The organism is Hymenobacter edaphi (assembly GCF_003258365.1).
In the GTDB taxonomy this organism is placed as follows: Bacteria; Bacteroidota; Bacteroidia; order Cytophagales; family Hymenobacteraceae; genus Solirubrum; species Solirubrum edaphi.
The window spans coordinates 353,381-379,065 of record NZ_QHKM01000003.1; the positions used below are offsets into that span (position 1 = coordinate 353,381).

The window sequence follows — 25,685 nt, forward strand, 5'->3', positions numbered from 1 at the left end:
GCCGAATCGTTTATCTTTGAGCTTCCCATCCCAACTCACTCCCACGCATGTCTTCTGAAACCGACGTCCTCTCGCCCAAGGCCCAGGTGCAGCGCAACAAAGGCTCCCTGAACGCCGCCGGGTTCACCGATTACTACGACATCGACGACCTGCTCACCGAAGAGCACAAGCTCATCCGCCAGAGCATCCGCGACTTCGTCAAGAAGGAAATCAGCCCCAACATCGAGAAGTGGGCCCAGCAGGCACACTTCCCCTCCGAAATCGTGCGCAAGTTCGGCGAAGTAGGCGCCTTCGGCCCCACCATCCCCACCGAGTACGGCGGCGGCGGGCTGGACTACATCAGCTACGGCCTGATCATGCAGGAAATCGAGCGCGGCGACTCCGGCATGCGCTCCACCGCCTCGGTGCAAGGCTCCCTGGTGATGTACCCCATCTACCAGTACGGCTCGGAGGAGCAGCGCCGCAAGTACCTGCCCAAGCTGGCCTCCGGCGAGTGGCTGGGCTGCTTCGGCCTCACCGAGCCCGACCACGGCTCGAACCCCGGTGGCATGACCACCACCATCAAGGACATGGGCGACTACTACCTGCTCAACGGCGCCAAGCTGTGGATCAGCAACTCGCCCCAGAGCCAGGTGGCCGTGGTGTGGGCCAAGGACGACAACGGCCGCATCAAGGGCGTTATCGTGGAGCAGGGCATGGAAGGCTTCACCGCCCCCGAAATCCACAACAAGTGGAGCCTGCGCGCCAGCATCACCGGCGAGCTGGTGTTCGACAACGTGAAGGTGCCCAAGGAAAACCTGCTGCCCAACGTGGAAGGCCTCAAAGGCCCGCTCGGCTGCCTCGACTCGGCCCGCTACGGCATTGCCTGGGGCGCCATCGGCGTGGCCATCGATTGCTACGAGTCGGCCCTGAAATACTCGCTGGAGCGGGAGCAGTTCGGCAAGCCCATTGCCTCCTTCCAGCTGCAGCAGAAAAAGCTGGCCGAAATGATTACCGAAATTACCAAGGCCCAGCTGATGGTGTGGCGCCTGGGCATGCTCAAAAACGCCGGCAAAGCCACTTCGGCCCAGATTTCGATGGCCAAGCGCAACTCGGTGGAAATTGCCCTGCACATTGCCCGCGAAGCCCGCCAGATTCACGGCGGTATGGGCATCACCGGCGAATACCCCATCATGCGCCACATGATGAACCTGGAGTCGGTCATCACCTACGAAGGCACCCACGACATTCACCTGCTCATCACCGGGGCAGATGTTACGGGTATTCAGGCGTTTAAGTAAGCCTGATGGTTGCCAAGCCAAAACGGGCGGCTGCGTGAGCAGCTGCCCGTTTTGGCTTGACGCTGGAGGGACTATTTGTCCAGCAGGTAAGTCGTTTCAATTGCAGCGCCTGCGGTCATCTGCGTTGAGTTGACGACACGCCAGCCGACCTGCCGCAATTCGTTGAGCTTTTTCAGTTCAGCCTGATGCAACTGGTCAAAGGAGCCTGTCAACTTCGATACCGAGCCCGTCTTTGCGTCCAGCTCCTGGGTTTGCATCTGACCGTCGGGCATAATCGTGGAAATGGAGTTTTTGGCGCTGAAACCGTTGCCAGCAATACGACCAATAACCATCATGTAGCCCTGGGGCTCGGCCGTTTTCGGATAAAAGGCCCAGGAGCCCAAAGCGGTGACGAGCAGCAGCGCGGGAAGTAGCAGTTTCTTCATGGCAAACGAGGGAATGAGTGTGCCAAAAGGTACCGCTTGCCCTGCAAAGCCTGATCCTCAAAAGCCGTTCTGCCAGCAGAACGGCTTTTGAGGATCAGGCTTTGCAAGCCATGCACAGACCTCTACCGGTAATCTTCAGGCCGCTACGCGGCTTGCTGCGCCGGCGCCAGCCGGGCTGGCCGCAGTCGGATAACCCCCGCTTTGTTCAGCACCCAGATAACCGGGTAGGTCGGGTCCAGCTCCCACTTCTTCACGCCAAAATTTACCCGGTTGGGCAGCTTGTGGTGGTTGTTCTGGAATAGCTCGCCGCCGGTCAGAAAATCGAAGAACAGGGAGTTACGCGACTTGTCGTGGTTGTCGAAGTTCTGGTAGCCGTACTTATGCCCGCTCCAGTTCACGATGGCCCCGTGCACGGCCCCCATGGCGAAGTGAATCGGCAGGAGCAGAAACTGCCACCAGGCGGTGGCAAACGCGACGTAGAAGCCAATGTAGAGCGCCCCCCAGCCCAGGCGGGCGTACCACTGGTTGCTGAAACGCTCCAGCGCGGGCCACTCGGGGTAGTCGCCCTGGGCGAAGCGCTCCGCCCCGGCGTGCCGGTCGTTGAGCACGTCCTGGTAGACGGTGCGCGTTTTCCACATCATGCCGAAGGCGTTGGTGGAATTGTGCGGCGAGTGGGGGTCCTGCGCGGTGTCGGAGTAGGCGTGGTGCAGCCGGTGCAGCAGGGCATAGCCCCGCGGCGACATAAAGCTGGAGCCCTGGCAGACGAAGGTGAAGACAAAGAAAAACCGCTCCCACAGCGGATGCATGCTGAACATGCGGTGGGCCGCATAGCGGTGCTGAAAGAAGGTCTGCGCAAACAGGGACAAATACCAGTGCGCGGCGAAGAACAGGAGAACCAGCATACAAAAGCTTTCGAAGGATGATAACAGGGGCGAAAAGGCAGCCCTGGCATCCTTGGCGGCGGCTTGCTGGTATTCGTGACTGTTCAAAAAGGACCGGGCACATGCTGCGCCGACGCACCAGAGGCGGTACGAGCTGACAACCACACGGGCGGCTGTTTCGTGCCACCGCTACCGTAATGGCGGTGGCTTACAAAGGTACGCAGGGCCATGAGCCGCTCTTCCCAGCGGGCACCGGCAGATTTACGCTGACCCTGGAATCGGTCAGCACGGCAAACGGCCCCCGCGGGCTACTTATCAGTCGGAGCCGCTGGTGCCGGCAGCCAGGCAGGGCGGCCGTTTTTGTTTCTTGGGGTATAAACCAGGACATGGCCCGCTACCTTATCCGCCACCGCCACTGCGGGCACACCTGGCACGAGCGGCTGCAAGGCATTGCTGGAGCCTGCCGGCTGCCTACGGACGGGGAGCGGCATCCTGCCGAAACAGGTAGCGCACGGTGCTGCCCTCCTGGGACGTATTGACCAGCACCCAGCCCTGCGCGCCCAGCTCGTTGAGCTTGTTGGTTTCGATCTGGTACACTTTGTTGAGCGCGTAGCGGCTGCGCCGGTAGCCCCACCCGCTGGAATCCGCCAGCGCCCTGGTGATGGAAGCGCCAATGACTTTCTTGGAAGCCACGTTGCGGTCCACCAGAAATTCCTCCGTCTTGATGGAGCCGTCGGGGCCGATAACGGTCAGCGAGGATTGGTATTGGCCGGAGGGCTGCTCCGGCAGCGCCTCGCGCACCAGCGTGAGGTAGCGGGTGGCCGATTGTTGGGCCCGGGCGCTGCCAACCAGCAGGAGCAGCCCGAGCAGGCAAATGAGTCTGAACATGGAATAAGTAAGTATGGGGTGAACGGACAACGGCGGCCCCGCCGCCGGGAGCCGACAGCGCACAAATCAAGCCATGCTCAGGCCGGGCGGCCGGGCTCAGCGCAGCTCGTCGAAGGCGTACTGCGCCGTGCTCCAGAACTCGTCCAGGGCCACGATGCGCGGCTTGAAAAAGGAAATCAGCCGGGGCCAGTCCTCGCGGCTGAACAGGTTTACCGGTGTCAGCTCCTGGTAAATGCGGCTGATGGGCTTGCCGTACTCGTCGGTGGTGTCGGCGGCCCAGGTCCAGGCTTCGCCGGTGGCTTCCTCCAGCAGGGCGCGCAGCTCCCGAAACTGCTCGAAGAACAGCTCGCGCAGGCCCGCATCGGGGTGGGTAATATCGATGCCGACGGTGGCGCGGCGCGTGTCGGCGTGCAGGCGGAAAAACACGTGCTTGAGGCCGGTTTTGTAGTTCACCCAGTTGGTGGGCAGGCCTTCCGCCGAAGGCACCGGCTGCATGTATTGGCCGAAGGCGGTCCAGAACGCCTGCCGCAGCTGCGCGGCTTCGGTTTTGCTGTACATCGAGGGAAAGGCTAAGCGGGGCGCGAAGGTATAATGCGCCCTACGAAGTAAGTTGGGTCCACGATATGCTGCATCCGCTGCTTTTATCTATGCTATGGGCCTCGATACCGTTGAGCTGATCGATGAGCTCGAAGCCTACTTCGGCCTCGATGTCCCCGACCGCGAAGCCGAGCAGATGAGCACCGTGCAGCAGCTGGCCGATGGCGTCTGCCGGCTGCGCGGCGGCTGCGATGCGGCCACGCCCTCGCCGGTGCGGCAGCACTGCCTCGCCACGCTGAGCCGGGAGCTGCAGGCCGCGCTGCGCCTGGCGCACCCGCCCACCGGCGCCACGCCGCTGGCCGCGCTGCTGCCCGCCACGGCCGCGCACTGGCGGCCCCTGCTGGCGCCGCTGGCCACCCGGCTCGGCTGGGATTTGCCCGCATTCACCGACCCCTGGCGGCCCGTGCCGCCCACGTCCTGGCTGGGGCGGCTGTTCGGGCGGGAGCCCCAGCGGTGGGTCGACTGGCGCCAGGGCACCGTGGACGATTTGGTGGACTGGACGGCGGCGCTGAACTACCGGCGCTTCTACCACGGCCCCGCGCTGACCCGGTCCTACGACGTGCTGCGCGCCGTCTGTAGCATCGTCGGCGAGAAGTCGGGCGTTGATATCTGGGAAATTCGCCCCTCGGACAGCATCACCTACGACCTGGGTATGGACTGAGAAGCCCGCTACATTGCTATTTTGCAGCCGCTAAGCCTCCGCCCCATGCCCACGACCCCCGCCGCTCCGCTCGTCATCCTCGAATGCCTCGTTGCGGGCACCTCGCACCGCGACAACCTCACCGAGCACGAGCCCCAGCTGAAAATCGACCAGCCCCTGGCCCTGCGCCGCGAGGCCGACAGCACCTTCGACGACTGGGCCGTGCAGGTGCACACCCAGCCCGAGGCGGGCGGGGTGTGGCTGGGCTACCTGCCTGAAGGCCGCAACGAAACCGTGGCCCGGCTGCTCGACGCGGGCAAGCACATCACCGCCCGCCTCACCCACAAATCCTGGGAAGACGACTGGCTGTACCTCAACATCGAAGTGTTGCTGCACGAGTAGCCCGGTGGGTTGGCCCAACCGGCCGGTCCCGCTCGTCAGCGCCGGGGTGCCGCCCCGAGGGCGTAGCCGACTTTGAAGCGCACGGCCAGCTGCGGCAGCCAGGCCGTGGTGCCCGGCGTTTCGTCGCTGGTAAAGAGGCCTTCGTACGCGCTGCCGCGCGAGGCCACGGTTTCGTTGCGCACGGCGTAGCGCACGCTGCGCCGCCGCACGCCCAGGCCGCCCGCCAGCTCCAGGCGCCAGCGCGGCCCCAGGCCCCACAGCCAGCCCGCGTGGGCAGCCAGCGCCCACACGTCGCGCCGCACCCGGGCCGGATCGAAGTAGTGCACGTACGCGGCCTGCTCGTAGTGGCGCAGGGTGTAGCGCTGCGGCAGATACGCGGCTTCCACGGCCCAGAAGCCCGCCCGGCCAGCCGTTTCGGCAAAGTAGGAGCGCAGCTCCGCGCGCAGCTTGTGGCAGCGCCAGTCGGTGCGGTAGCGAATAGGGTAGGGCTGCCGCACCGAGTGGCCGTAGTCGAGGGCCACGCCCAGGCGCGGGCGCAGCCGGTACTCGGCCCCCAGCAGCAGCGTGGGCGTGCCCGGGTCGAGCAGCGCGAGGGGCGTCAGCTTCAGGATGATGCGGGGCTGAAGAATGGAGGGCGGCGCGGCCTGGGCCAGCGCGAGGCCGGGTAGCAGCAGGAGCGCAGAAAGCAGACGAGCCATTGGGCGGAGAAGCGGGTGGGAGCCGGGCGGAAGTTATCCATTTTGCGGCCGGGCGTGAGGCGGGCCCCGGTGGCCGGGCCGGCCCCGCGCAAACGGGTATCTTCCGCACCTGCCGCCCTTTTGGTTTATGTTTCGCACCGCGTTTCCCGACCTGGCCTGGCTGAAAGCCGAAGTAGCCCGGCCCACCGCCCCGATATCGAGGGGCCGCTGTCGTTGTTTATGAATCTGCGCGGCAGCAGCGCCTGCACCTTCGGGGGGCGGAATTAGCTTTGGCCCATCACTCACCAACGGCCGTGCTTCCATGAACTCTTCCTTGTATATGCTGGCCGCCGGGCTGTTTGTGGTTGTGGTGGCCGGGGTGCTGGCCGCGGTGCTGCTGGGCCTGCGGCGGGCCCTGGCCGGCGCACTTGGCCCCGCCCGGCCCCGGGTGCTGCCCCGCACGGCGGCCGTCCTGGCCTGCTGGCTGGCCCTGACGGGTGCGCTGGCCGCTGCCGGGGCCCTGGGTTTCGATACCCGCCCGCCGCGGTTGCTGTTGCTGCTGCCCCTCCCGCTGCTGGCGACGATGCTGCTGGCCCGCTCCGCCGCCGTGGGCCGCCTGCTCGATGCGCTGCCCCAGGCCGGGCTGCTGTACCTGCAAAGCATGCGTGTGGGGGTGGAGCTGGTGCTGTGGCTGCTGATGCTGGCCGGCGCCGTGCCCCGGCAAATGACTTTCGAGGGCCTGAACTGGGACGTGCTGACGGGCCTGACGGCGCCGGTGGTGGCGTATTTCTGCTTCACGCGTCGTCGCTGGCCCTGGCAGGTGGCAGCGGCATGGAACGTGCTCGGGCTAGCCCTGCTGCTGAACATCGTCACCATTGCCCTGCTCTCGGCCCCGACGCCCTTCCGGCAGTTCTGGAACGAGCCGGCCAACGTCGTGGTCAGCCGGTTTCCGCTGGTGTGGCTGCCCCTGTTCATCGTGCCCGTGGCCTACACGCTGCACGTGTTGTCGCTGCGGCAACTGTGGCGCCGCGCGGCAACGCCGTTATCTGCACCAGCCTCTCCCAGGGCGTAACTGCCGCCGGAGCGGGCCAGGCCGCCAGCGGGTGGCGGTGCGGTGCGGTGCGGGAGCCGGGGAACCAGGAATAACGAGCCTACCGGGCGGTACGCCGGCGCAATGGGCAACAATCGGCCGCAGATTCTGCCCCTAATCTGCCTACAGCAGATCAGCCAGGGCCGTTACTTCCCGGCGCAGTTCGTTGAGGCGGGGCTCGTCGGCAAAATGCTCCTGCACGCACTCCACGAAGCCGGTTATCATCATGCAGATGATTTCCTGGCGGCGGGCAAAGCGCTCCGGCGGCGTCAGCGCGGCCGCCTCGGGGTCGGGAGCTTCGGCGGGGGGCGTTTCGGCCGCTGCTTCCTCGCTCAGCTGCTCTTCCCAGCGCAGCACGTCCAGCACGTTCGATACCATGGCCATGGCCAGTACCTGCGTGCTTTGGTAGAGCAGGGCTACATCGTGCCACGACATCTGCGTGGGGGCGGCGTCGGTGGCTTCGCGCAGGCGGCCGTTGAGCGCGGCCATGGACGGCACCGAGCAGCCCGACAGCCCGGCCACCGCCTGCGCAAAGGGCTGCGCCGAAAGCGAGGGCAGCACCCGCGCCAGCGTCACGGCCAGCCGCAGCATATGCAACTGCTCCTCCCGAAACTTGATTTCGAAGATCAGCTCGTCGTCCTCGTCCTCTTCAAATTTGCCATTTTCCTGGTCCCAATCGTCGTTTTCGTTGTTTTCAGGGGCGGCGGGCGGCAGGTCGGTGACTTGCAGCGTGTGGGCCAGGCGCGCAAAGGCGCCTTCGATCTGCAGGCGCAGCAGGTGCAGGTCCTCGCGGGCTTCCTCGTCGTCGTGCGCCGCAAAACGGCCCACCAGCTCCACGAACGTTTCCCCAAACGGCAGCAGGCGCGCCCGCAGGGCATCGGTCTGCTCAGCATCCAGGTGCATGCCCTGCTCCAGAAAGCGCAGCACCGGCGCGGCCAAGGGCCCGTCGAGCAGCAGGCAGCCCACCAGCAGGTGCACGTAAAACAGCTCGGGCTCCTCCAGCAGCTGCCGGGCCAGCATGTCGTTGTTGTTGATGGCCGTAATCATGCGGGTGCCGGCCAGGTCCAGCCCGGTCAGGTCGGTTATTTCCTGCGGAAGCGGGTCGTGGGGGCGGCTGAAAAACTGCAGGCAGCCCATGCCGCACAACTGCAGAAACGGGGCAATTCGCTCGTAAAAGCCGGGCGGCAGCGCGTCGGCGGCGGTAGGGGCGTCACTCTGTTCGGACATACAACGGCGGCGGATGAACACGCGGTACAGTCGATAAGTTAAGCAACATTTCGTTGTCTTATTCGCGGACTGGCGGGTGCTTTATTTGCTAATAATTTTGGTAAATAAAGCTTGAGTTGAAAAGTATTGGCTAAAAATATTGTACACACGAAATGATTTGCCGCCGGGAGGTGTTACTTTACCTACTGAACATACCGCTTTACGCCTTTCCGTATGCGCGAATCATACCTGACCGGTGGCGCCGACCATATGAACGCCACCGACAAAGAGATTGACAAGGCCCTGCGCCCCCTGAGCTTCGCCGACTTTGCCGGCCAGGCCAAGGTCGTCGACAACCTGCAGGTGTTCGTGGCCGCCGCCAAGCAGCGCGGCGACGCCCTCGACCACGTGCTGCTGCACGGCCCCCCCGGCCTGGGCAAAACCACCCTCTCGCACATCATTGCCAACGAGCTGGGTGCGGGCATCAAGATGACCTCGGGCCCGGTGCTCGACAAGCCCTCCGACCTGGCGGGCCTGCTCACCAACCTCGACCCGCACGACGTGCTCTTCATCGACGAGATTCACCGCCTTAACCCGGTGGTGGAGGAATACCTCTACTCGGCCATGGAGGACTACCGCATCGACATCATGCTCGACTCGGGCCCCAACGCCCGCTCCGTGCAGATTTCCCTCTCGCCGTTTACGCTCATCGGGGCCACCACGCGCTCGGGGATGCTCACGGCGCCGCTGCGGGCCCGCTTCGGCATCAGCTCGCGCCTGGAGTACTACGATGCCAAGCTGCTGACTGACATCGTGGAGCGCTCGGCCGACATTCTGGGTACGCCGATTCACGCGGACGCGGCCTTCGAAATTGCCCGCCGCTCGCGCGGCACGCCCCGCATTGCCAACAACCTGCTGCGCCGCACCCGCGACTTCGCCCAGATCAAAGGCACCGGCACCATCACCCGCGACATTGCCCAGTTCGCCCTCAACGCCCTCGACGTGGACTCCCAGGGCCTCGACGACATGGACAAGCGTATCCTGTCGACCATCATCGACAAGTTCAAGGGCGGCCCGGTGGGCATTACCACCATTGCCACCGCCTGCGGCGAGGAAGCCGAAACCATCGAGGAAGTGTACGAGCCGTTCCTGATTCAGGAAGGCTACATCAAGCGCACCTCGCGCGGCCGCGAAGCCACCGAGCAGGCCTACACCCACCTGGGCCGCCCGCTGCCCCAGCACATGCGCGGCAACGTGGCCGGCGACCTGTTCACGCAGGAGTAGGCGGGTTGTTGGTTGTTTGTTACTGGTTTTTGGACCTTTGTGGTCTGGAAGCGTGTCTGAGCTTGTTCAGACACGCTTCTTCTTTATAGTTGAATCCGCTGCTGGCTGCGGCCCCGCCGCCAACAGCCAGGCACCAATCACCAAAAACCCGATGCAAGCCGCCGACCTCACCCGCGCCGAATGGACCGGCTTCATCAAGCGCCGCGCGGCGGAGCTGGGCTTCATGGCCTGCGGCATTTCCCGGGCCGAGTTTCTGGAGGAGGAAGCGCCGCGGCTGGAGCAATGGCTCAGCAAGGGCATGCAGGGCCAGATGCGCTGGATGGAAAACCACTTCGACAAGCGCCTGGACCCGCGCCGCCTGGTCGACGGGGCCAAGTCGGTGATTTCGCTGCTGCTGAACTACTACCCGGCCGAAGAGGACCAGCAGCCTGCCGACACGCTTCAGGTCAGCAAGTATGCCTACGGCCGCGACTACCACCACGTCATCAAGGACAAGCTCAAGCACCTGCTGTGGGACATGCAGGCCCACATCGGCGAGGTCGGCGGCCGGGCCTTCGTCGATTCGGCGCCGGTGCTCGACAAGGCGTGGGCCAAAAAGAGCGGCCTGGGCTGGGTGGGCAAGAACGCCAACCTGATTACGCCCGGGGCCGGCTCGTTCTACTTCATTGCCGAGCTGATTGTGGACGTGGAGCTGGCCTACGACGGCCCCATCCGCGACTACTGCGGCAGCTGCACCCGCTGCCTCGACGCCTGCCCCACCCAGGCCATTACCGAGCCCTACGTGGTCGACGGCAGCAAGTGCATCAGCTACTTCACCATCGAGCTGAAGGACCAGCTGCCCGTCGAGGTGCAGGGCCAGCTGGGCAACTGGATTTTTGGCTGCGACATCTGCCAGGACGTGTGCCCCTGGAACCGCTTCAGCCGCCCCACGCCGGAGGCGCAGTTCAGCCCGCACCCGCAGCTCAAGGAAATGCGCGAAACCGACTGGCGCGAAATCACCCAGGAAGTGTTTCAGACGCTGTTTCGGCACTCGGCCGTGAAGCGTACCGGCTACGCGGGCCTGCAGCGCAACATCCGCTTTATAATAGAAACGCCGGCCTCAGGAGGGCCGGCGTCCATCGAAGCGGAAAAGGGGGAAACTACGTCAAGCTAACCTGCCGGAACACCCGGTTGAGCACCCGGCGGTAGAGCTTGGCAAATTGCTGGTAACACCAAGCCTTGAGCTGGCCGGCCTCGTCGGGCACGAGCGTACGCAGGGCCTTCCGAAGCTCTTTCTCAAACAGCGTTCCGTCGAAGCTGACCTTGAGCAGAATGGTTTTTACGTATTCCAGCATCGTGGTAGTGGGGTGAAGTGGATGGGGAAACTAGGGGCTGGGAGAACGGACGGCATCCCTATACGCATAGGAACGAAAAAGGCTAACAAACATTAGCTGTTTCAAGCCGGTACGGGGAAAGATACAACAAGTCGGGGGTATAATGCAAGGCGCAGACAAAAAAAACGGCCGCTGCCGGAAAGGCAGCGGCCGGTGGGCGCAAATCCGTGGAATAGCGGCTTAGTAGGCGAAAACCTGGATAATGGCCGTTGCCGCGTCGTAGGTAAGCGGCTCGTCGAAGGCCTCGGTGGCCGCCGCGCGGATTTCGGCGGCGGTAATGCCGCCGATGGTCGGCAGCAGGGTGCTCACGTCGCGCGAGGCCAGGCCCGCCACTTGTTGCAGCACCCGGTCTTCGCCGGCGTACACGTTGGCGGTAGTCGTGGGCAGGGCCGTTTCGGCGCCGCTGATCCAGTGCTTGACGGTGGCGCCCCGCTGGCGGCGCAACTGGCGCAGGTGCGCCGCGTGGCGGCCTTCCACCGCAAACATGCGGCTGAGGCTGTCAATCTGGTCGTTGTTGCTGGCCACCAGCGGCAAGGCGTAGGCGTAGGTGCGCACGCTCAGGTCTTCGAGCACCTGGGCCACCAGCAGCAGGGTGTCGAGGTTGGTGAAGACGTCGGGGAAAATCTGGGACGTGCCGCCGCGGCCGCCGGTAAAGTCGTAGCTGGGGCGCGCGGCCAGCACGCCGCCGGAGGTGCGGATGTACGATTCGAGCAGGGCAATGTGCTGGCGCTGCTGGGCCCGGATCAGCGTGAAATCCGCCTGCATGGCGGCTGGCACCAGGCTGGCGGGCACGCGGGCGTAAAATTCATCCTGCAGCCACTCCACGCGCAACGTCAGCTGCAGGCCGTCGAGGCCGGTGCCCAGGATCTGGGCGGTGGCCGGCTGGGCCAGCAGGGCACCCAGTACGGCGGCGGGCAGCGCTGCCGCGGCGGTGTGGGCCAGCTGCCCGAGGGCGCCGCGCCGGGCCGTGGGATGCGCAGCCGCGTCGGCCGTGGCTAGTTGCTCAAGAAAAGAAAGCAGGTTCATACGGGAAGCACGCGGTATTAGCTGGTGGGCAGAGACCCAACCGAAAGTTGAACGGGGGAGGTGAACTTGCTGAGTTCGGCCAGCACCTCGGCGGGCGTCAGCACCTGGTTGAGGCCTGCCTCAGCGCCGGTTTGGGGCACCACATCGGTGGCGGCGAAGCTGCCGGGGGTACGCAGGTCGCGCAGGGCGGCGGCGTGGCGGGCCTTCACCGCCATCATCTTCACAAACAGGCGCAGCAGCACGCCGCTGCTCAGCAGGCGGGCAGCGCCGCAGTACGCGGCCACGGTCAGATCGGCCAGGGACTGCGCGGCGTTCAGCACGCCGAGGCGGGTGGTGAGCGTGAACGACGCGTAGTCGAAGCTCTGCGCGCTGATGCCGGCGTTGGCCGTAAAGCCGTTGGCGCTCATGGTCAGCTGCAGCAGCTCGCGGTGAATGAAGTTGTGGCGGTAAATGTCGCGCAGCACGCCCAGGTCGGCGGCGGTCAGCTCGGCGGGCGGGGTGGCCAGCACCTTAGCGTACAGCTCCGTGGCCACGCGCTCCAGCAGGAAGAGGTAGTTCAGCACGCCTTCGTCGCCGCCGGTCAGGCTGATGGTGGGCGTCACGACCGGGGGCGTTTCCGGATCGGGGCAGGCCGTCAGCAGCAGCAGCGAGGCGGCCGCCACCCCGGTGTGGGTAAGAAAAGTCCGCCGGCTGAGTCCCGACGGGGCAGTAGAAGATGATGCCTCGGGCATACGCTAAAATCAAATGAGCTTACGGGCAGGGAATTGCCGCGGACCTGAACCGCAAAGGTACTCGTTGCGCGTCGAATCTCAGCCCGTATAGCAGGAGCCGCAACCGGGGCCGGGGGTTGCACGGGCGCCGCGCGGGCCCGGACACGCAAAAAGCCAACCCGCCGGAGCGGATTGGCTTTGCGTGCGGAAGCGGCGCTGCCGCTTACGGAATGATGAAGCCCGAGGCAATGCTGCGCACGGTGGCGCTGTCCAGCGGCTCGTCGAAGGCTTCGCTCACCTCGGCCGCCGTGTAGGTAGCGGCGAGCTGCGAGGTCAGGTTCAGGCCGCCCTGCGACACGTTGTCTTCGGCCGGGAAGGTGGTAGCCGGGTTGCCGGCGTCGTACACGGGCGCCGGGGCGCCGTTGCCGGCTTTGCCCGTAATCCAGCCAAACTGGTTGCCGATGCTGCCGCTGGCGGCGGTGGCGTAGGCCGCCTGCCGGCGCAGGTAGCGGATGTAGGCCGCGTGGCGGGCTTCGGTGGCGTGAATCTGCAGCGCCACCTGCAGCACGTTGGCGCCCCCGATGCTGGCCGTGGAAGATTGCCCGGCGTTGGTCACCGTCACCGAAGTGTTGGCGGCCACAGTGGCCGTGCGGGAGATGTTGCCGGCCTGGCCTTTGTAGGCGCGCACGCCGAGGTCTTCGAACGCCTGGGCAAACGTGAGGAAGGTCGGCAGGTCGGTGTAAGCGGCTGCGAAGTTGAAGCCGGTGGGAGCCGCGGCCGCCGCCGAGCCCAGCGCGGCCGTCAGCAGGGCCACGTGCGCGTTTTCGTTGTCGCGGATTTTCTCAATGGCCGTGCGCAGGGTGGCGTTGCCGCTGAATGCGGTGGCCAGCGCCGGGGCCGTGGAGGCCTGCAGGGCGCGGGTGTAGTACGCGGCCTCGAGGCGCTCCAGCAGCAGGGCGTAGTTCAGCACGTCGGCGAGCGGGCTGCCGGTGCCCTGCGCCAGCGTCTTGTTGAAGGCCGCCCCGATAATGGCCGGGGCGCTGGCCAGCGTGATTTTCTTGGAAATATTGCCGAGCGCGGAAAGGGCGCTGCGGCGGGAATTCAGGCGGTCGGCTACTTCCGGATCCACCTGCTCCAGTTCGGCAAGGATTTTAAACAGGTTCATGTCGTATGGAACGTTGATGGTGGATTAGCTGGGCAGGTTGCTGCCGTTGATCGTCTCGGTGATGAAGGGCTGCGCCTGGGCCAGCACTTCGGTCGGCGTCAGGGCGCGGTCGAGGCCCAGGGCATTCACCACGTCGTTGGCGAAGCTGCCGGCCTGCAGGAACTCACGGATCTGGGCGGCGTGGCGGGCTTCCACCGACACGATTTTGCCAGCCAGCACCAGGTACGTCAGGCCGGCGGGCGTCGAGGTGTCGATCAGGCGGCCGGCCCCGTTGTAGGCGGCCACGCCCAGGTCCTCGAACGTACGGGCCAGGCTGAGCACCGAGCCTTTATCAGCGAAGTTGAAGCCGGTGAAGTTGGGCGTCAGGTTGCCGATGATGCCGGTGGGCGCCACGGCGGTAATGGCGGCCTTGAAAAAGTCGCGGTGAATGGCTTCGTGGCGGGCAATGGCCCGCAGCGCCGCCGTTTCATCGGCCGTGATGCCGGTGTAGGGCGTGGCTACAACCTGGGCGTAGAAGGCAGCTTCGAGCTGCTCCAGGGCGTAGGCGTAGTTCAGGACGCCGACGTTGCCGGAGCCCAGATTAACGCTGGTGGGCGTGCTGCCGCCGTTGTCGTCGTCGTCGCAACCGGCTAGTACAAGCCCGACTGCTGCGGCCGTCATGCCGGAATAGCGCAGAAAAGAACGACGGTTGACGGACTGGAGCAGCTGGCTGCCGAAGCCGACCTCATCGGGGGCCGGGGATTGGTGTGGGGTGGCCATGCGAAATAAGGATGTGGTGAATGGTTGGACGAAAACTTTTGGCGTAGCACTTCCTGTCCAGCGCCGAATAGGGCTCCGGGAGGAAAACTTTGGACCAGAAAGCAGAAGGAATTTGATGCACGTACGGCCGGGCCGGGCCGCTGGATTCTTTTTCTGGAAAATAATTGTTTATATCGGGGAAATTTTATATAAAAAATCTGTTGAGCTTGAGCCGCCAAAACGCCCGCTGAAGCGCGCAGACGCCAATCCGGCGGGCCCGGCCCCGAAAGCAGCAGCACCGTTTTTTATGCAGCCGACCGTCCGGGGCGCCCCGGGACCGGCCGGCCCCCGGCGCAGCGCCGGCCCGCCACCGGCCCCGAAGGCCGCTGCCGAAACCGCCCCGCCGCGGCTGGCGGCGCGGTTTTCTTCGTAGTTTTGACTACATGGCGTGGCGTTATTTTCTTTTGCTGAGCGGGTGGTTCTTGTGCGTTGTGGCTGCATCCACGGCGAGCTACGCCCAGCCCACGACCCCGCTGGCCGCCCCGCCCGCCGGGCAGCAGGCCACGCTGGAACTGGGCCGTAGCAGCTTTCCCGTCAACGAGTACTTCACCATTGCCTTCCGGCTCAGCGGGGCGCCGCTGGAGCGCTACTCCGCCTTCCCCGACATCGAGGGCTTCAAGAAAAGCGGCAAAACCTCGACCACCACCACCCGCACCGTGGGCGGGCGCAGCAGCGTGGAACTGGTGCTGACGCAGCGCTACGCGGCTTTTGCCGAGGGTGAATTCGTGCTGAAGCCCTTCAGCCTCACCGTCAACGGGCAGCAGCTGCGCTCGGCCGGGGCCACGCTACGCGTGCTGCCGCAGGCGGCGGCAGGCACTCCGCCGCCCGCCGCCGCCGGCCCGCCGCCCGCGGGCAAGCAGCCGCTGGTGGGCATCGGCAACCTCGACCAGCTGCTGGGCAAGCCCAAGCCGCAGGAGTACGTGGAGCCGCGCGACAACGCCTTCCTGAGCGTGGAGCCGGACCGGGCCTCGGCCTGGGTGGGCGAGCCGGTGCACGTGGGGCTGTACTTCTACCTGGCCCCCGCCGACCAGGGCCTGCTCGATTTCTACCGCTTTGCCGAGCAGCTACCCCCCATTTTGCGCCAGCTGCGCCAGCCCACGGCCTGGGAAGAAGCCTTCGACGAAACCGACATCCGGCCCGATTCGGTGCGCGTGGGTGGCAAGCCCTACCTGCGCTACCAGCTGCACGAAACCGTGTACTACCCGCTCAGCGCCCGGGCGCTGACGTTTCCGCGGGTGGCGCTGCAGATGAAGAAATACCGGCTGGCCAAGCGCCCCATCGAGGGCGACGACAACCGCCTGGAAGGCTACAAAACCTACTTCAGCCAGCCTCGCACCGTGCAGGTGCGCGCCCTGCCGCCGGTGCCCGCCGGGGCCGCGCCCGCCGCCGTGGGCCGCTACCAGCTGCGCGAAGGGGTGGGCAGCACCAGCTTCCGCACCGGGCACACCATCAGCTACACGCTCACGGTGGAGGGCGAAGGCAACCTGACGGCCCTGGCCCCGCCCGAGCCCCGCCCGGTGCCGGGCCTAGAAGTGTACGGGCCCGAAGTGCACCTGGAGCTTACCCGCGCCGACGGCCGCGTGACGGGGCGCAAGGTGCTGCGCTACCGGCTGGTGCCCCGGCAGCCCGGGCGCCTGCGCCTGCGCGACGTGCTGCGGGTGCCCGTCTTCCACCCCGACCGTGGCCGCTACGACACGCTGCGCCCGGAGCTGGAGCTGGCCGTGACGGGCCCGGCCGTGACGCCGCCGCAGGAAGTCACCGCCTTTGTGCGCACCGACCCCTTCTACGCCCAGCAGCTGGCCAGCGCCGACGCCACGCTGATGGACATGGACACGCCCCGGCAGGTGAAGCGCTACGCCAACCTGGTGCTGGCGCTGCTGCTGGCGCTGGCGGGCATTGGCTGGTGGACGGCCCGGCGCTGAGCGGGAGAGGCGGTCATAAAAAAAGCCGCTGACCCGGGGGGCAGCGGCTTTTTTATGGTGCTCAGCGGGCCTACGACGCCGTTACGCGGCTTTTCAGGTAGGCTACCAGCACTTCCAGGCCCTTGTCGAAGTGGCGGTTGTTCGGGATGATCAGGTCCGCGTCGTGCTTGAAGGGCTTGATGTACTTCTCGTAGGTGGGCGCCACGTGGTGGGTGTAGCGGTAGAGCACGTCCTCCAGGTCGTAGCCCCGCTCGTCCCGGTCGCGCACGATGCGGCGCAGCACTTTCACGTGCTCCCGTGCATCGATGTAGACCTTCAGATCGAGCAGCTTGGCCACTTCCTCGAAGTAAAACACGAAGATGCCCTCGACCACCACGATGGGGGCGGGCTTGAACACCAGCTCCTTGGCCGGGGCGTCGGGGTTGTTGAAGGTGTACTCCGAGCGGCGCACTTCCAGGCCCTGGCTGATGCGCAGCACGTCGGCGGCGTAGGCGGCCGAGTCGATGCTGCCCGGCAGGTCGAAGTTGGTGACGCCCTGCGCGTCCACCTGCTGATCCTCGCGGGGGTGGTAATAGTTGTCCTGCGAAATCAGGCAGATGTCCTCTTCCGGAAACGAGGCCAGAAGACGGCGCAAAAAGGTCGTTTTGCCGGAGGCGCTGCCGCCGGTGATACCAACGATAAAAGGCTGTTGCATGGGTGCTGACTGCGGCCCGACCAGCAGGGCCAACCTTGCAAAAGTAAGGGTTTGGGAGATTAAAACGCTTGCCGCCCGCCCGATAAAGCCGGCTTTCGTTGCGGCGGGGCTTATTCCACGGAGTATTGCTCCCGCAGAAACGCGGCCAGCTGCGCCACGGCCCGGGCCCGGTGGCTGCGCGCATTTTTTTCGTCCAGCGTCATTTCGGCGAAGGTGCGGCCCTGGTTTTCGGGCTCGAACACCGGGTCGTAGCCGAAGCCCCCTTCCCCGCGCGGGGCCGTGGTGATGTGGCCCGGCACCTCGCCCGCAAACGTCCACTGATCGGCCGCGCCCGACACCAGGGCAATGACGGTGCGGAAGCGGGCGGCGCGTTCGGCCGAGCCGTCCAGCTCCCGCAGCAGCTTCTGCACGTTGTCGGGGGCGGAGCGCTGCGGGCCGGCGTAGCGGGCCGAGTATACGCCCGGCGCGCCGCCCAGCGCCGGCACCTCCAGGCCGGTATCGTCGGCAAAGCACGACACGCCGTAGTTGTCCCACACGTAGCGGGCCTTCTGCAGGGCGTTGCCTTCCAGTGTGTCCTGGGTTTCGGGCAGCTCTTCCGCGCAGCCGATATCGGCCAGGCTCAGCAGCTCGATGTGGGCGGGCAGCAGAGGCCGGATTTCATCCAGCTTGTGGGCGTTGTTGGAAGCGAAGCAGAGGCGCATGCGGTGAAATGGTGAAACAGTGAGGTGGAGAGTGTCGTGCCGGATCAGCGGGAAACGAGTGGCGGCAAAGGTAAGCGCACAAAAAAACCGGCTGGAACCGGCTCTGCTGTTGGGTTTCGGTAGGCTGGCTGAACGGCAACTCAGCATTTCACTATTTCACCGCCTACCGAAACATCGACTTGATGCTGCCCCAGGAGCGCTGCACGGCGCTGGGCGTCTGGCTCAGCAGGGTGGTGTATACCTGCTCGCCGGTGGTGGTCTTTACCTGCAGGCGGTAGGTGTAGGGGCCGGAGTTGGTGCTGGCCGTGCTGGCCGTGCCGCGGTAGAGGTTGGCGTCGAGGTATTGGTAGCGGCGCTGGCCGGTGGGCACCACGGTGCTGAGGCGGTCGAAGCCGGGGTCGGTGGCGCCCTTGCGGTACAGCTCGAAGCTGGTCAGGCCGTTTTCGTTGAGCACTTCCCACTCCACGCGCACCGAAGCGCCTTCCAGCGTAGCCTGGAACACCGTCAGGGTAACGGCCCAGGCTGCGGAAGCGGCCAACAACAGCGTAAACAGCAACGATAGAATAAACCGACGGGTCATGCGGCACGGGTAACAAAAGGTGGGATGGGGGCGAGGTCGGGCCGGACCGGGACCAAAAATAACTTTTTTGCCCAATTCAGCTAGGTAAAGTTTCTATTACGCCCGAAAAAAACGGGCCAGCTTTTCTTTTTAGCCTCAAGGTCTTACCTTTGCCCTCCCTTCCGCAAAACCGGCGGGGCCTAACAGGACATCACGCATCAGCGCCATGAAAAAGGACATCCACCCCGAGTACCGCGAGGTAGTGTTTCAGGACACCACGAGCGACTTCAAATTCATCACCCGCTCGACCATGACCTCGAGCGAGACCATCACGATGGAGGACGGCAAAACCTACCCCGTCATCAAGGTGGAAGTTAGCAGCCAGTCGCACCCCTTCTACACGGGTAAGAACGTACTGCTCGACACGGCCGGCCGCGTGGAGAAGTTCATGAACCGCTACAAGAAGAAGTAAGCTTCTTTGAGGTATTAGTTGCGGGTTGGCAGCTGTCAGTGGCAGCTGCGCCTGCCCCAAAACTCCCGCCGGCCCTGGGCCAGCGGGAGTTTTGTTTTTACCCCGGGGTTTTATGCTGACCAGCAGACTCCGACCTTTGCCCCCGGCGCCGCGCAGCTGCGCCGTTGCCACGGACAACCGGCAACCGTCACCTGACCACTTCCCATGACTGTTCTGCTCTTCGACGACCCCGCCATCCGGCCCAACCTGCTCCCGTTTACCTTCACCCGGCCCGTGGCGGCGCTGCGCTGCGGCATCCTTACGCTGGCCGAGAAGTGGGAGCACCGCCTCGGCCAGGAAGCGCATTACCTCACCGAGCCCTACCTGCAGGCTAAGTTTCCGGCCGCGCCCGCCGAGGGGCCCGCGCTGGTCATCAACGGGGCCGTGTGCGCCGACGACCTGCTGGCCCGGCAGGTGCAGGCCCTGCAGCCCGGCGAGGCCCTGTTCGACGGCGAGCTGCTGGTGGCGGCCCACCTGGCCGACGCGGGCAAGGTAGCCGAGCTGATTCAGGACGGCTTTCAGCAGGTGAAGCAGGTGGCCGAGCCGGTGACGGTCATCACGCAGCCCTGGCACCTGTTTCTGCGCAACGGGGCCGAAATTCGCCGCGACTTCGCCCTGCTCACCAAGGGCCGCGAGTCGCAGCCGGTGAATGATCCGCACACCATCGTGTACGCGCCGGAAAACATCTTTATCGAGGAGGGCGTCAAGATTCGGGCGGCCATTCTGAACGCGGAGGACGGCCCGATTTACCTCGGCAAAAACTCCCAAGTGCACGAAGGCGCCATCATCAAGGGGCCGCTGGCGCTCTGCGAAGGCTCGCACATCAACTCGGGCGCCAAGATGCGCGGCGACAACACCGTGGGCCCGCACTGTAAGGTGGGCGGCGAAGTGGGCAACTCGATTCTGCTCGGCTACTCCAACAAGGGCCACGACGGCTACCTCGGCAACTCGGTGATAGGGGAGTGGTGCAACCTGGGGGCCGACACCAACACCTCGAACCTGAAGAACAACTACGCCCCGGTGAAAATCTGGAGCCACGCCGCCGGCCGCTTCGTGAACACCGGGCAGCAGTTCTGCGGGCTGATGATGGGCGACCATAGCAAATGCGGCATCAACACCATGTTCAACACCGGCACGGTGGTGGGCGTGGCGGCCAACATCTTCGGGGCCGGCTTCCCGCGCAACTTCATTCCCTCGTTCAGCTGGGGCGGGCCCGCGGGCTTCGAAACCTTCCGCCTGCCCAAGGTGGCCGAGGTGAATGAGCGCGTGATGGCCCGCCGCGGCCTGCCCTACGACGAAGTGGAGCGCGGCATCATGCAGCACGTGTACGAACTGACGGCCAAGGACCGCGCCTGGGAGCGGACGGGGCCCGTCGCCGATACCAATACCACCATTGAGCTGTAGACCGTGAAGGAAACCGACGAGCCTACCCCCGGCCTGCAGGGCGCCGACTTTGCCGTGGGCATTTTCGCCCTCATGTTTCTGGCCACCGGGGCGGTGATGGACACGCTGCGCTCGGTAACGCTGGGCGCCGCGTCGTTGGCGGTAACGACGCTGGGACTGTGGCTGCTGTTTCGCTGGCTGAAGTCGGGCCGGCCGCAGGCGGTGCGCTTCGTGGGGGCGGTGGTTATCGTGGCGGCGGTGCTGGGCGTGCGCGTGGTGCTGAGCCAGGTGCTGCTGTAGCGCGAACTTTCAGTTCGCTGACCTTCGGTTGTAGTTCGCGTATTCCAGAACGGTAATCGTTGCGCCGCTCCAATACCCGCCGACCGTCCTGAAGCACGCGACCTGAAAATTCGCGCTACACGCGCTGTTTCGCCTGCTTACAATCCTTCTCTACCCAAAACCATGCGTTTCGCCGACATTCCCGGACTCGCCGAAGTCAAGCAGGTGCTGCGCCAGTCGGTGCGGCGGCAGCACGTGGCGCACGCCCAGCTGTTTCGCGGGGCCGAGGGCTCGGGGGCGCTGGCGCTGGCGCTGGCCTACGCGGCCTTTCTGAACTGCGAAAACCGCCAGCCCGAGGACTCCTGCGGGCAGTGCCCGAACTGCCGCAAAATCGACCGGCTGGTGCACCCCGACCTGAACTTCATCCTGCCCGTGACGACTACCAAGGCCGTCAGCAAGGACGCGCTCAGCCACAAGTTTACCGCCGACTGGCGCAGCTTCGTGCTGGCCGATGGGGGAATGTACCAGGGCCTGAACGACTGGATGCAGCACATCGGGGCCGATAACAAGCAGGGCAGCATCTCGAAGGACGAGGCGGTGCAGCTGCTCAAGCTGGTGTCGCTGAAGGCTTTTGAGGCGCCGTTTAAAATCGTGGTCATCTGGCTGCCCGAGCTGATGCACCCGGCCGCCGCCAACGCTGTGCTCAAGCTGCTGGAGGAGCCGCCGCCCGCCACCGTGTTCCTGCTCGTGAGCCAGCAGCCCGACAAGCTGCTGCCCACCATCCTGAGCCGGGTGCAGGTGGTGCCGGTGCCGCGCTTCCAGGAGCCGGACCTCACGCAGTACCTCGTGGATAACTACCAGGTGCCCGAGACCAAGGCCCGGCAGCTGGCGCTGGTGAGCGAGGGCAACCTCGGCGCCGCCCTGGCCGCCCGCGACGCGCCCGACAACGACTACTTCACCTTCTTCCGCGAGTGGATGCAGGCCTGCTTCCGCGTCAGCCAGGGCAAGCTGGAGGACATGGTGGCCCAGGCCGACAAGTTTCAGAAGCTGGGCCGCGAAAACCAGAAGGAGCTGCTGCAGTATTCCCTGGGCCTGGTGCGCAAGGTGCTGCTCTTCGGCCTCGACAGCCAGCTGGTGCCCCACCTGCCGGCCGCCGAGCAGACGTTTATCAGTAAGTTCAGCCCCTTCGTGCACCGCTACAACGCCGAGGGCCTGGCGCAGGTGCTCAACGAGGCGCACTTTCACGTGGAGCGCAACGCCAACCCGCGCATGACCTTCGTGGACGTTTCGCTGCAAATAGCCGAGCTGCTGCGCGTAGCGGTGAACTAGTGAGGTGGTGAACTGGTGAGTTTGATGTCCTAGAGGAGCATCCCGCCCAGGTAGCACAATCAGAACGGCACTTACTATTTTACCAGCTCACTGGTTCACCAGCTCGCCACTCACCATTTCACTATCTCTCCATTTCACCATATGACCCGTCCCATCCGCATCGGAACCCGCGGTAGCAAGCTGGCCTTGTGGCAGGCCCATCACGTGGCTGATACCCTGAACGCCGCCGGCCTCGCCACCGAAATCGTCATCATTACCACCAAGGGCGACGTGGTGCTGGACCGCTCCCTCGACAAGATCGGGGCCAAGGGCGTGTTTACGGAGGAGCTGGAGGAAAGCCTGCGCACCGGGCACATCGACATTGCCGTGCACAGCGCCAAGGACGTGCAAAGCTCCATTCCGGAGGATTTGGAGCTGCTGGCCTTTATGACGCGCGAGCAGGTCAACGACGTCATCATCAGCTTCGACCCGGGCTTCTCACTCGACCGGCCCGACATCGTGCTCGGCACCAGCAGCACCCGGCGCCGGGCCCTCTTCAAGCGTCACTACCCGCACGCCATTACGGCCGAGGCCCGCGGCAACCTGCAGACGCGCCTGCGCAAGCTGGAGGAAGGCCAGTACGACGCGCTGGTGCTGGCCTTTGCCGGCGTGCACCGCATGGAGTACGACAACTTAATCGTGCGCGTGCTGCCCGAAACGCAGTTTATCCCCGCTGCCGGGCAGGGCTCGGTGGCCATCGAGTGCGCCAAAAGCCTCGACCTGCCCCGCAAGCTGGCCCTGCGCAACCTGCTCGACGACCCCGACACCCACACCTGCCTGCGGGCCGAGCGCGCCTTCCTGCGCACCATGGAAGGCGGCTGCAGCATCCCCAGCTTCGCCCTGGCCACCTTCACCGACGAAGGCGCCCTGCAGCTGCACGGCGGCCTCATCAGCCTCGACGGGCAGCAGTACGTGGAGGAAACCCAGCTCACCCACGACCCCGAAGCCGCCGAGCAGCTGGGCGTAGCCGTGGCCGAAGCCGTGCTCAGCCGCGGCGGGGAGCAGATTCTGCAGGAAATCCGGGCGCACCGGGACTCGGAATCGGCGACGTTCTAAACCAACTTATTGGATGAAAATATGACGACGGGCGTTCCGATGGTTAAGCCAGTGGCTTGGGTCGCGTTGCTGCCGGCCCTTGCGGTTATGGCATTGGCTATCTGGTTTTGGCAAGCAGTAGGAGTGGTGGGCGCTAATGCGTGGGCGCTAGGTGCCGCTACGCACCTGCTGTTGGCTTGGGTATTGCGCGGCTCCTTAGGACGCTATCATCAGCAAGGCATCCGGCTGGTGAAGCAGGAGAAATTTGCAGAAGCCATTCCCTGTTTCGAGCAGAGTTACCATTTCTTCCAGCGTCATACCTGGATTGACCGGTGGCGTTATCTGACCATGCTCAGTGCTGGCAAAATGAGCTATCGGGAAATGGCGCTGAATAATATTGCTTTCTGCTACGGTCAGGTGGGTAACGGGCAACAAGCCAAGGCTTATTATGAGCAGGCGCTACGGGAGTTTCCAGGTAGTGGGCTGGCTAAAGCCGGTTTGCGGATGCTGGAATCAGTCCACAGCTAATTCTGGCCGCTTGTTCGTCACCGCGTACAGCAGCAAGGCCATAACGGCGCCGCTGGTATCGGCCAGCATGTCCTTCTGCGCGTCCCAGATGTCGCCCTGGCTGCCGAGGAAGGCGGCGCCGGACTCCCCGCCGGCCGTGGCCGCGTACAGCCACTCGATGATTTCGTAGCTCATGGCCACCGTGCCGATGACGCACAGCGGCAGCAGGTAGGAGAGGAAGCGGCTACGGATCAGCCCGCGGGCGTCGGTATACTCGATGAGGGCGTAGGCGTAGAAGCCCACCGTGACGTGCGCCACCCGGTCGTACATGTTGCGCTTGTAGCCCAGCAGGTCGTTGAACCAGTCGAAGGGCACCCGCTCGAAGGTGTAGTAGCCGCCGATGGTGTGCAGGTACAGCAGCACGCTCATCAGCACGTAGGCGGTGTTGGAGAACTGCACGCCCCGGCGGTACAGCACCACCAAGGCCACCACGATGAGCACGATGGGCAGGTTTTCGACCACCCAGGTGGCGCGGCTGTAGGGCGTAAAGGCCAGGGCGGTGAACAGCGCCAGGTAGCCGACGAGCAGCAGCTTGGGCAGCCAGGAATTGTTTTGCAGCGGGGTAGAGGAAGCAGGCATACAGTGCGGCAGAGGGGAGTTGGAGCCGCTTACGTAAACTTGGGCCGCGCCGCCGTCGGCACCGCCAGCGTGGTAGCGCGAACCGTAGGTCGCGTATCCGGAACGACTCGTTGAACGGCACCCGTTGAATCGTTCTGCGACAATCGACCAGGAATACGCAAACTACAACCGAAGGTCAGCGAAGCTAACGTTCGCGCTACGACGCGGCCGGCCTGTTGCTTGTCACCTGTCACCTATTACCTGTCAGCCCCAAACCCATGCGCCCCCGCCCGCTGCCGCCCGCCCCCACGCTCCGCACTGCCCGCCTGCTGCTGCGCCCCTGGCAGCCCGGGGATGCTGCGGCCCTGTTCCGGCTGCTCGATGCTGACCGCGCCCGCCTCACCCGCGACTTTCCCAAGACCACCCAGGCGGTGCAGGACGAAGCCGACGCCCGGGTGTTCATCGAAATCCGGGAGGCCGACTGGCAGATCGGCAAGGGCATTCAGTTCGGCATCTTCCGGCCCGGGGAGGCTGCGCCGCTGGGGCTGGTGAGCCTGCGCAACATCGAGTGGGAGGTGCCCAAGGCCGAGCTGTCGTACCTGCTGGGCCGCGCCGCCGAGGGGCAGGGCCTGATGCACGAAGCCGCCGGGGCCGTCATCGACTGGGCCTTTCGCGCGCTGGGGCTGGAGCGGGTGTACTGCTGCGCGGCCCTCGACAACGCCCGGAGCGCGGCTCTGGCCGAGCGCTGCGGCCTGCGGCGCGAGGGGCTGCTGCGCCACAACTTTCGCGGCGGCGACGGACTGCTGCACGACAGCTACTGCTTCGGCCTCACCCGGGATGAGTGGCGGGCGGGTTCCACCGAATCGGCTTAGCTTCGCCTTCGGAAACGCCGCCCCGGCGGTTTTTACTTCCTTTCCCCCGTCGTTCATGAACCGCATTTTTCGTTTCAGCGGCCTGCTGGCGGCCCTGCTCTGCCTCGGGCCCCTCACCGCGCTGCACGCCCAAACGGCCCCCTCCACCGGCCCGATCCAGCCCATCAAAGTCAAGACCAAGCCCGGCAAGAAGGACGAGCTGGTGACCATTCACGTCACGCAGGGCGACGTGGCCCTCGGCGACATCAAAATCCTGCTCTACGACCAGACGCCCCAGCACAAGGCCAACTTCCTGCAGAAGGCCAAAAGCGGCTTTTACAACGGCACGACCTTTCACCGCGTCATTCCGAACTTCATGGTGCAGGGCGGCGACGCCAACTCCAAAAACGACGACCCCAACGACGACGGCCTGGGCCAGCCCTCGGACCCGACCATTCCGGCCGAAATCGTGCCCGAGCTGAAGCACCAGCGCGGCGCCGTGGCCGCCGCCCGCCAGGGCGACTACGTGAACCCGCAGCGCGCCAGCTCCTCCTCGCAGTTCTACATCGTGCAGAACGTGACCGGCACCCCGCACCTCGACAACCACTACACCGTGTTCGGGCTGGTGGTGCAGGGCCAGGCCGTGGTCGACAAGATTGTGGCCGTGCCCATTACCGGCCCCGACCGCCCCGTGACGCCCGTACGCATGAAGTTCGAAGTGAAAAAGCTCAGCAAAAAGAAGATCATGCAGGAGTACGGGTTTCAGTATTAGGTGAAATGGGGAGGGGGTGAACGGGTGAGTGCCGTTCTGGCTG

The 25,685-nt window shown here is 65.0% G+C and carries 30 protein-coding genes; 15 read left to right on the top strand and 15 right to left on the bottom strand.

The features are described 5' to 3' along the window. Window positions 1-47: 47 nt before the first annotated feature. Window positions 48-1,280, top strand: coding sequence for an acyl-CoA dehydrogenase family protein (locus DLM85_RS11930; protein WP_243635938.1), 1,233 nt, complete (start codon window positions 48-50; stop codon window positions 1,278-1,280). 71 nt (window positions 1,281-1,351) lie between these two features. Here DLM85_RS11930 and DLM85_RS11935 read toward each other — a convergent pair whose 3' ends face one another. From DLM85_RS11935 to DLM85_RS11950, 4 genes are all read right to left on the bottom strand, one after another. Beyond that, on the bottom strand, window positions 1,352-1,705 hold the full coding sequence (locus DLM85_RS11935) for a hypothetical protein (RefSeq protein ID WP_111478331.1): 354 nt from the start codon (window positions 1,703-1,705) through the stop codon (window positions 1,352-1,354). A 143-nt stretch (window positions 1,706-1,848) separates the two neighbouring features. Next, a complete protein-coding gene (locus DLM85_RS11940) occupies window positions 1,849-2,607 on the bottom strand; it encodes an acyl-CoA desaturase (RefSeq protein ID WP_111478332.1) in 759 nt (252 codons plus the stop codon). Window positions 2,608-3,057: 450 nt separating this feature from the next. Next, window positions 3,058-3,474 carry a hypothetical protein gene (locus DLM85_RS11945; RefSeq protein WP_111478333.1) on the bottom strand — a complete coding sequence of 139 codons (417 nt, stop codon included), beginning with the start codon at window positions 3,472-3,474 and terminating at the stop codon, window positions 3,058-3,060. Between the two features lie 96 nt (window positions 3,475-3,570). Continuing rightward, window positions 3,571-4,032, bottom strand: coding sequence for a DUF4268 domain-containing protein (locus DLM85_RS11950; RefSeq protein WP_111478334.1), 462 nt, complete (start codon window positions 4,030-4,032; stop codon window positions 3,571-3,573). A 94-nt stretch (window positions 4,033-4,126) separates the two neighbouring features. Between DLM85_RS11950 and DLM85_RS25765 the strand changes: the two genes are divergently transcribed. Both DLM85_RS25765 and DLM85_RS11960 read left to right on the top strand, forming a co-directional pair. Then, the gene (locus DLM85_RS25765; RefSeq protein ID WP_207891016.1) at window positions 4,127-4,732 is read left to right on the top strand and encodes an acyl carrier protein; all 606 of its coding nucleotides are present in this window, start codon (window positions 4,127-4,129) and stop codon (window positions 4,730-4,732) included. Window positions 4,733-4,777: 45 nt separating this feature from the next. Further along, a complete protein-coding gene (locus DLM85_RS11960) occupies window positions 4,778-5,113 on the top strand; it encodes an HIRAN domain-containing protein (protein ID WP_111478335.1) in 336 nt (111 codons plus the stop codon). 35 nt (window positions 5,114-5,148) lie between these two features. On the opposite strand, the gene DLM85_RS11965 is transcribed toward DLM85_RS11960, so the two are convergent. Next, window positions 5,149-5,811 (bottom strand): DUF3575 domain-containing protein, encoded by a 663-nt coding sequence (locus DLM85_RS11965; RefSeq protein ID WP_111478336.1) that lies wholly within the window; start codon window positions 5,809-5,811, stop codon window positions 5,149-5,151. Window positions 5,812-6,112: 301 nt separating this feature from the next. Here DLM85_RS11965 and DLM85_RS11970 point away from each other — a divergent pair, with 301 nt between their 5' ends. Beyond that, a complete protein-coding gene (locus DLM85_RS11970; RefSeq protein WP_133257028.1) occupies window positions 6,113-6,862 on the top strand; it encodes a hypothetical protein in 750 nt (249 codons plus the stop codon). Between the two features lie 141 nt (window positions 6,863-7,003). Here the strand turns inward: DLM85_RS11970 and DLM85_RS11975 are convergent, their stop codons facing one another. Next, on the bottom strand, window positions 7,004-8,107 hold the full coding sequence (locus DLM85_RS11975) for a hypothetical protein (RefSeq protein ID WP_111478338.1): 1,104 nt from the start codon (window positions 8,105-8,107) through the stop codon (window positions 7,004-7,006). Between the two features lie 213 nt (window positions 8,108-8,320). Between DLM85_RS11975 and ruvB the strand changes: the two genes are divergently transcribed. Both ruvB and queG read left to right on the top strand, forming a co-directional pair. Next, window positions 8,321-9,370, top strand: coding sequence for a Holliday junction branch migration DNA helicase RuvB (gene ruvB / locus DLM85_RS11980; RefSeq protein ID WP_111478339.1), 1,050 nt, complete (start codon window positions 8,321-8,323; stop codon window positions 9,368-9,370). Between the two features lie 151 nt (window positions 9,371-9,521). After that, entirely contained in the window at window positions 9,522-10,523 is a 1,002-nt protein-coding gene (gene queG, locus DLM85_RS11985) for a tRNA epoxyqueuosine(34) reductase QueG (protein ID WP_111478340.1), read from the top strand. On the opposite strand, the gene DLM85_RS11990 is transcribed toward queG, so the two are convergent. From DLM85_RS11990 to DLM85_RS12010, 5 genes are all read right to left on the bottom strand, one after another. Next, window positions 10,510-10,704 (bottom strand): hypothetical protein, encoded by a 195-nt coding sequence (locus DLM85_RS11990; protein ID WP_111478341.1) that lies wholly within the window; start codon window positions 10,702-10,704, stop codon window positions 10,510-10,512. The two genes, queG and DLM85_RS11990, sit on opposite strands and share 14 nt — an antisense overlap. Before the next feature lie 219 nt (window positions 10,705-10,923). Continuing rightward, entirely contained in the window at window positions 10,924-11,769 is an 846-nt protein-coding gene (locus DLM85_RS11995; RefSeq protein WP_111478342.1) for a ferritin-like domain-containing protein, read from the bottom strand. 17 nt (window positions 11,770-11,786) lie between these two features. Continuing rightward, on the bottom strand, window positions 11,787-12,500 hold the full coding sequence (locus DLM85_RS12000; RefSeq protein ID WP_111478343.1) for a ferritin-like domain-containing protein: 714 nt from the start codon (window positions 12,498-12,500) through the stop codon (window positions 11,787-11,789). Window positions 12,501-12,702: 202 nt separating this feature from the next. After that, the gene (locus DLM85_RS12005; RefSeq protein ID WP_111478344.1) at window positions 12,703-13,644 is read right to left on the bottom strand and encodes a ferritin-like domain-containing protein; all 942 of its coding nucleotides are present in this window, start codon (window positions 13,642-13,644) and stop codon (window positions 12,703-12,705) included. A 24-nt stretch (window positions 13,645-13,668) separates the two neighbouring features. Then, window positions 13,669-14,403, bottom strand: a complete 735-nt coding sequence (locus tag DLM85_RS12010) for a ferritin-like domain-containing protein (RefSeq protein WP_111478345.1) — start codon at window positions 14,401-14,403, stop codon at window positions 13,669-13,671. Between the two features lie 470 nt (window positions 14,404-14,873). On the opposite strand from DLM85_RS12010, the gene DLM85_RS12015 reads away from it, so the two are divergent. Further along, window positions 14,874-16,364 carry a BatD family protein gene (locus DLM85_RS12015; protein ID WP_165822120.1) on the top strand — a complete coding sequence of 497 codons (1,491 nt, stop codon included), beginning with the start codon at window positions 14,874-14,876 and terminating at the stop codon, window positions 16,362-16,364. 70 nt (window positions 16,365-16,434) lie between these two features. Here the strand turns inward: DLM85_RS12015 and DLM85_RS12020 are convergent, their stop codons facing one another. The 3 genes from DLM85_RS12020 to DLM85_RS12030 form a co-directional block, all read right to left on the bottom strand. Beyond that, window positions 16,435-17,058, bottom strand: coding sequence for a uridine kinase family protein (locus DLM85_RS12020; protein ID WP_111478575.1), 624 nt, complete (start codon window positions 17,056-17,058; stop codon window positions 16,435-16,437). A 110-nt stretch (window positions 17,059-17,168) separates the two neighbouring features. After that, window positions 17,169-17,759: an RdgB/HAM1 family non-canonical purine NTP pyrophosphatase gene (gene rdgB / locus DLM85_RS12025; protein ID WP_111478347.1), complete on the bottom strand. Its 591-nt coding sequence runs from the start codon at window positions 17,757-17,759 to the stop codon at window positions 17,169-17,171. A gap of 163 nt (window positions 17,760-17,922) precedes the next feature. Next, complete coding sequence (locus DLM85_RS12030; protein WP_133257029.1) at window positions 17,923-18,339, bottom strand: hypothetical protein; 417 nt, start codon at window positions 18,337-18,339, stop codon at window positions 17,923-17,925. 205 nt (window positions 18,340-18,544) lie between these two features. Here DLM85_RS12030 and DLM85_RS12035 point away from each other — a divergent pair, with 205 nt between their 5' ends. The 6 genes from DLM85_RS12035 (at window position 18,545) to DLM85_RS12060 (ending at window position 23,422) form a co-directional block, all read left to right on the top strand. After that, window positions 18,545-18,790: a type B 50S ribosomal protein L31 gene (locus tag DLM85_RS12035; RefSeq protein WP_111478349.1), complete on the top strand. Its 246-nt coding sequence runs from the start codon at window positions 18,545-18,547 to the stop codon at window positions 18,788-18,790. Between the two features lie 204 nt (window positions 18,791-18,994). Continuing rightward, window positions 18,995-20,233, top strand: coding sequence for a GlmU family protein (locus DLM85_RS12040; RefSeq protein WP_111478350.1), 1,239 nt, complete (start codon window positions 18,995-18,997; stop codon window positions 20,231-20,233). Between the two features lie 3 nt (window positions 20,234-20,236). Continuing rightward, window positions 20,237-20,512: a hypothetical protein gene (locus tag DLM85_RS12045; protein WP_111478351.1), complete on the top strand. Its 276-nt coding sequence runs from the start codon at window positions 20,237-20,239 to the stop codon at window positions 20,510-20,512. 162 nt (window positions 20,513-20,674) lie between these two features. Continuing rightward, complete coding sequence (locus DLM85_RS12050) at window positions 20,675-21,820, top strand: DNA polymerase III subunit (protein ID WP_111478352.1); 1,146 nt, start codon at window positions 20,675-20,677, stop codon at window positions 21,818-21,820. Window positions 21,821-21,961: 141 nt separating this feature from the next. Beyond that, the gene (gene hemC / locus DLM85_RS12055) at window positions 21,962-22,915 is read left to right on the top strand and encodes a hydroxymethylbilane synthase (RefSeq protein ID WP_111478353.1); all 954 of its coding nucleotides are present in this window, start codon (window positions 21,962-21,964) and stop codon (window positions 22,913-22,915) included. Window positions 22,916-22,936: 21 nt separating this feature from the next. Next, window positions 22,937-23,422 carry a tetratricopeptide repeat protein gene (locus DLM85_RS12060; protein WP_111478354.1) on the top strand — a complete coding sequence of 162 codons (486 nt, stop codon included), beginning with the start codon at window positions 22,937-22,939 and terminating at the stop codon, window positions 23,420-23,422. Here DLM85_RS12060 and DLM85_RS12065 read toward each other — a convergent pair. Next, complete coding sequence (locus tag DLM85_RS12065; protein ID WP_111478355.1) at window positions 23,408-24,040, bottom strand: DUF2238 domain-containing protein; 633 nt, start codon at window positions 24,038-24,040, stop codon at window positions 23,408-23,410. The genes DLM85_RS12060 and DLM85_RS12065 overlap by 15 nt on opposite strands. Window positions 24,041-24,297: 257 nt before the next feature. On the opposite strand from DLM85_RS12065, the gene DLM85_RS12070 reads away from it, so the two are divergent. Both DLM85_RS12070 and DLM85_RS12075 read left to right on the top strand, forming a co-directional pair. Continuing rightward, a complete protein-coding gene (locus tag DLM85_RS12070; protein ID WP_111478356.1) occupies window positions 24,298-24,891 on the top strand; it encodes a GNAT family N-acetyltransferase in 594 nt (197 codons plus the stop codon). Window positions 24,892-24,946: 55 nt separating this feature from the next. After that, window positions 24,947-25,642: a peptidylprolyl isomerase gene (locus tag DLM85_RS12075; RefSeq protein WP_111478357.1), complete on the top strand. Its 696-nt coding sequence runs from the start codon at window positions 24,947-24,949 to the stop codon at window positions 25,640-25,642. The last annotated feature ends 43 nt before the right edge of the window (window positions 25,643-25,685 follow it).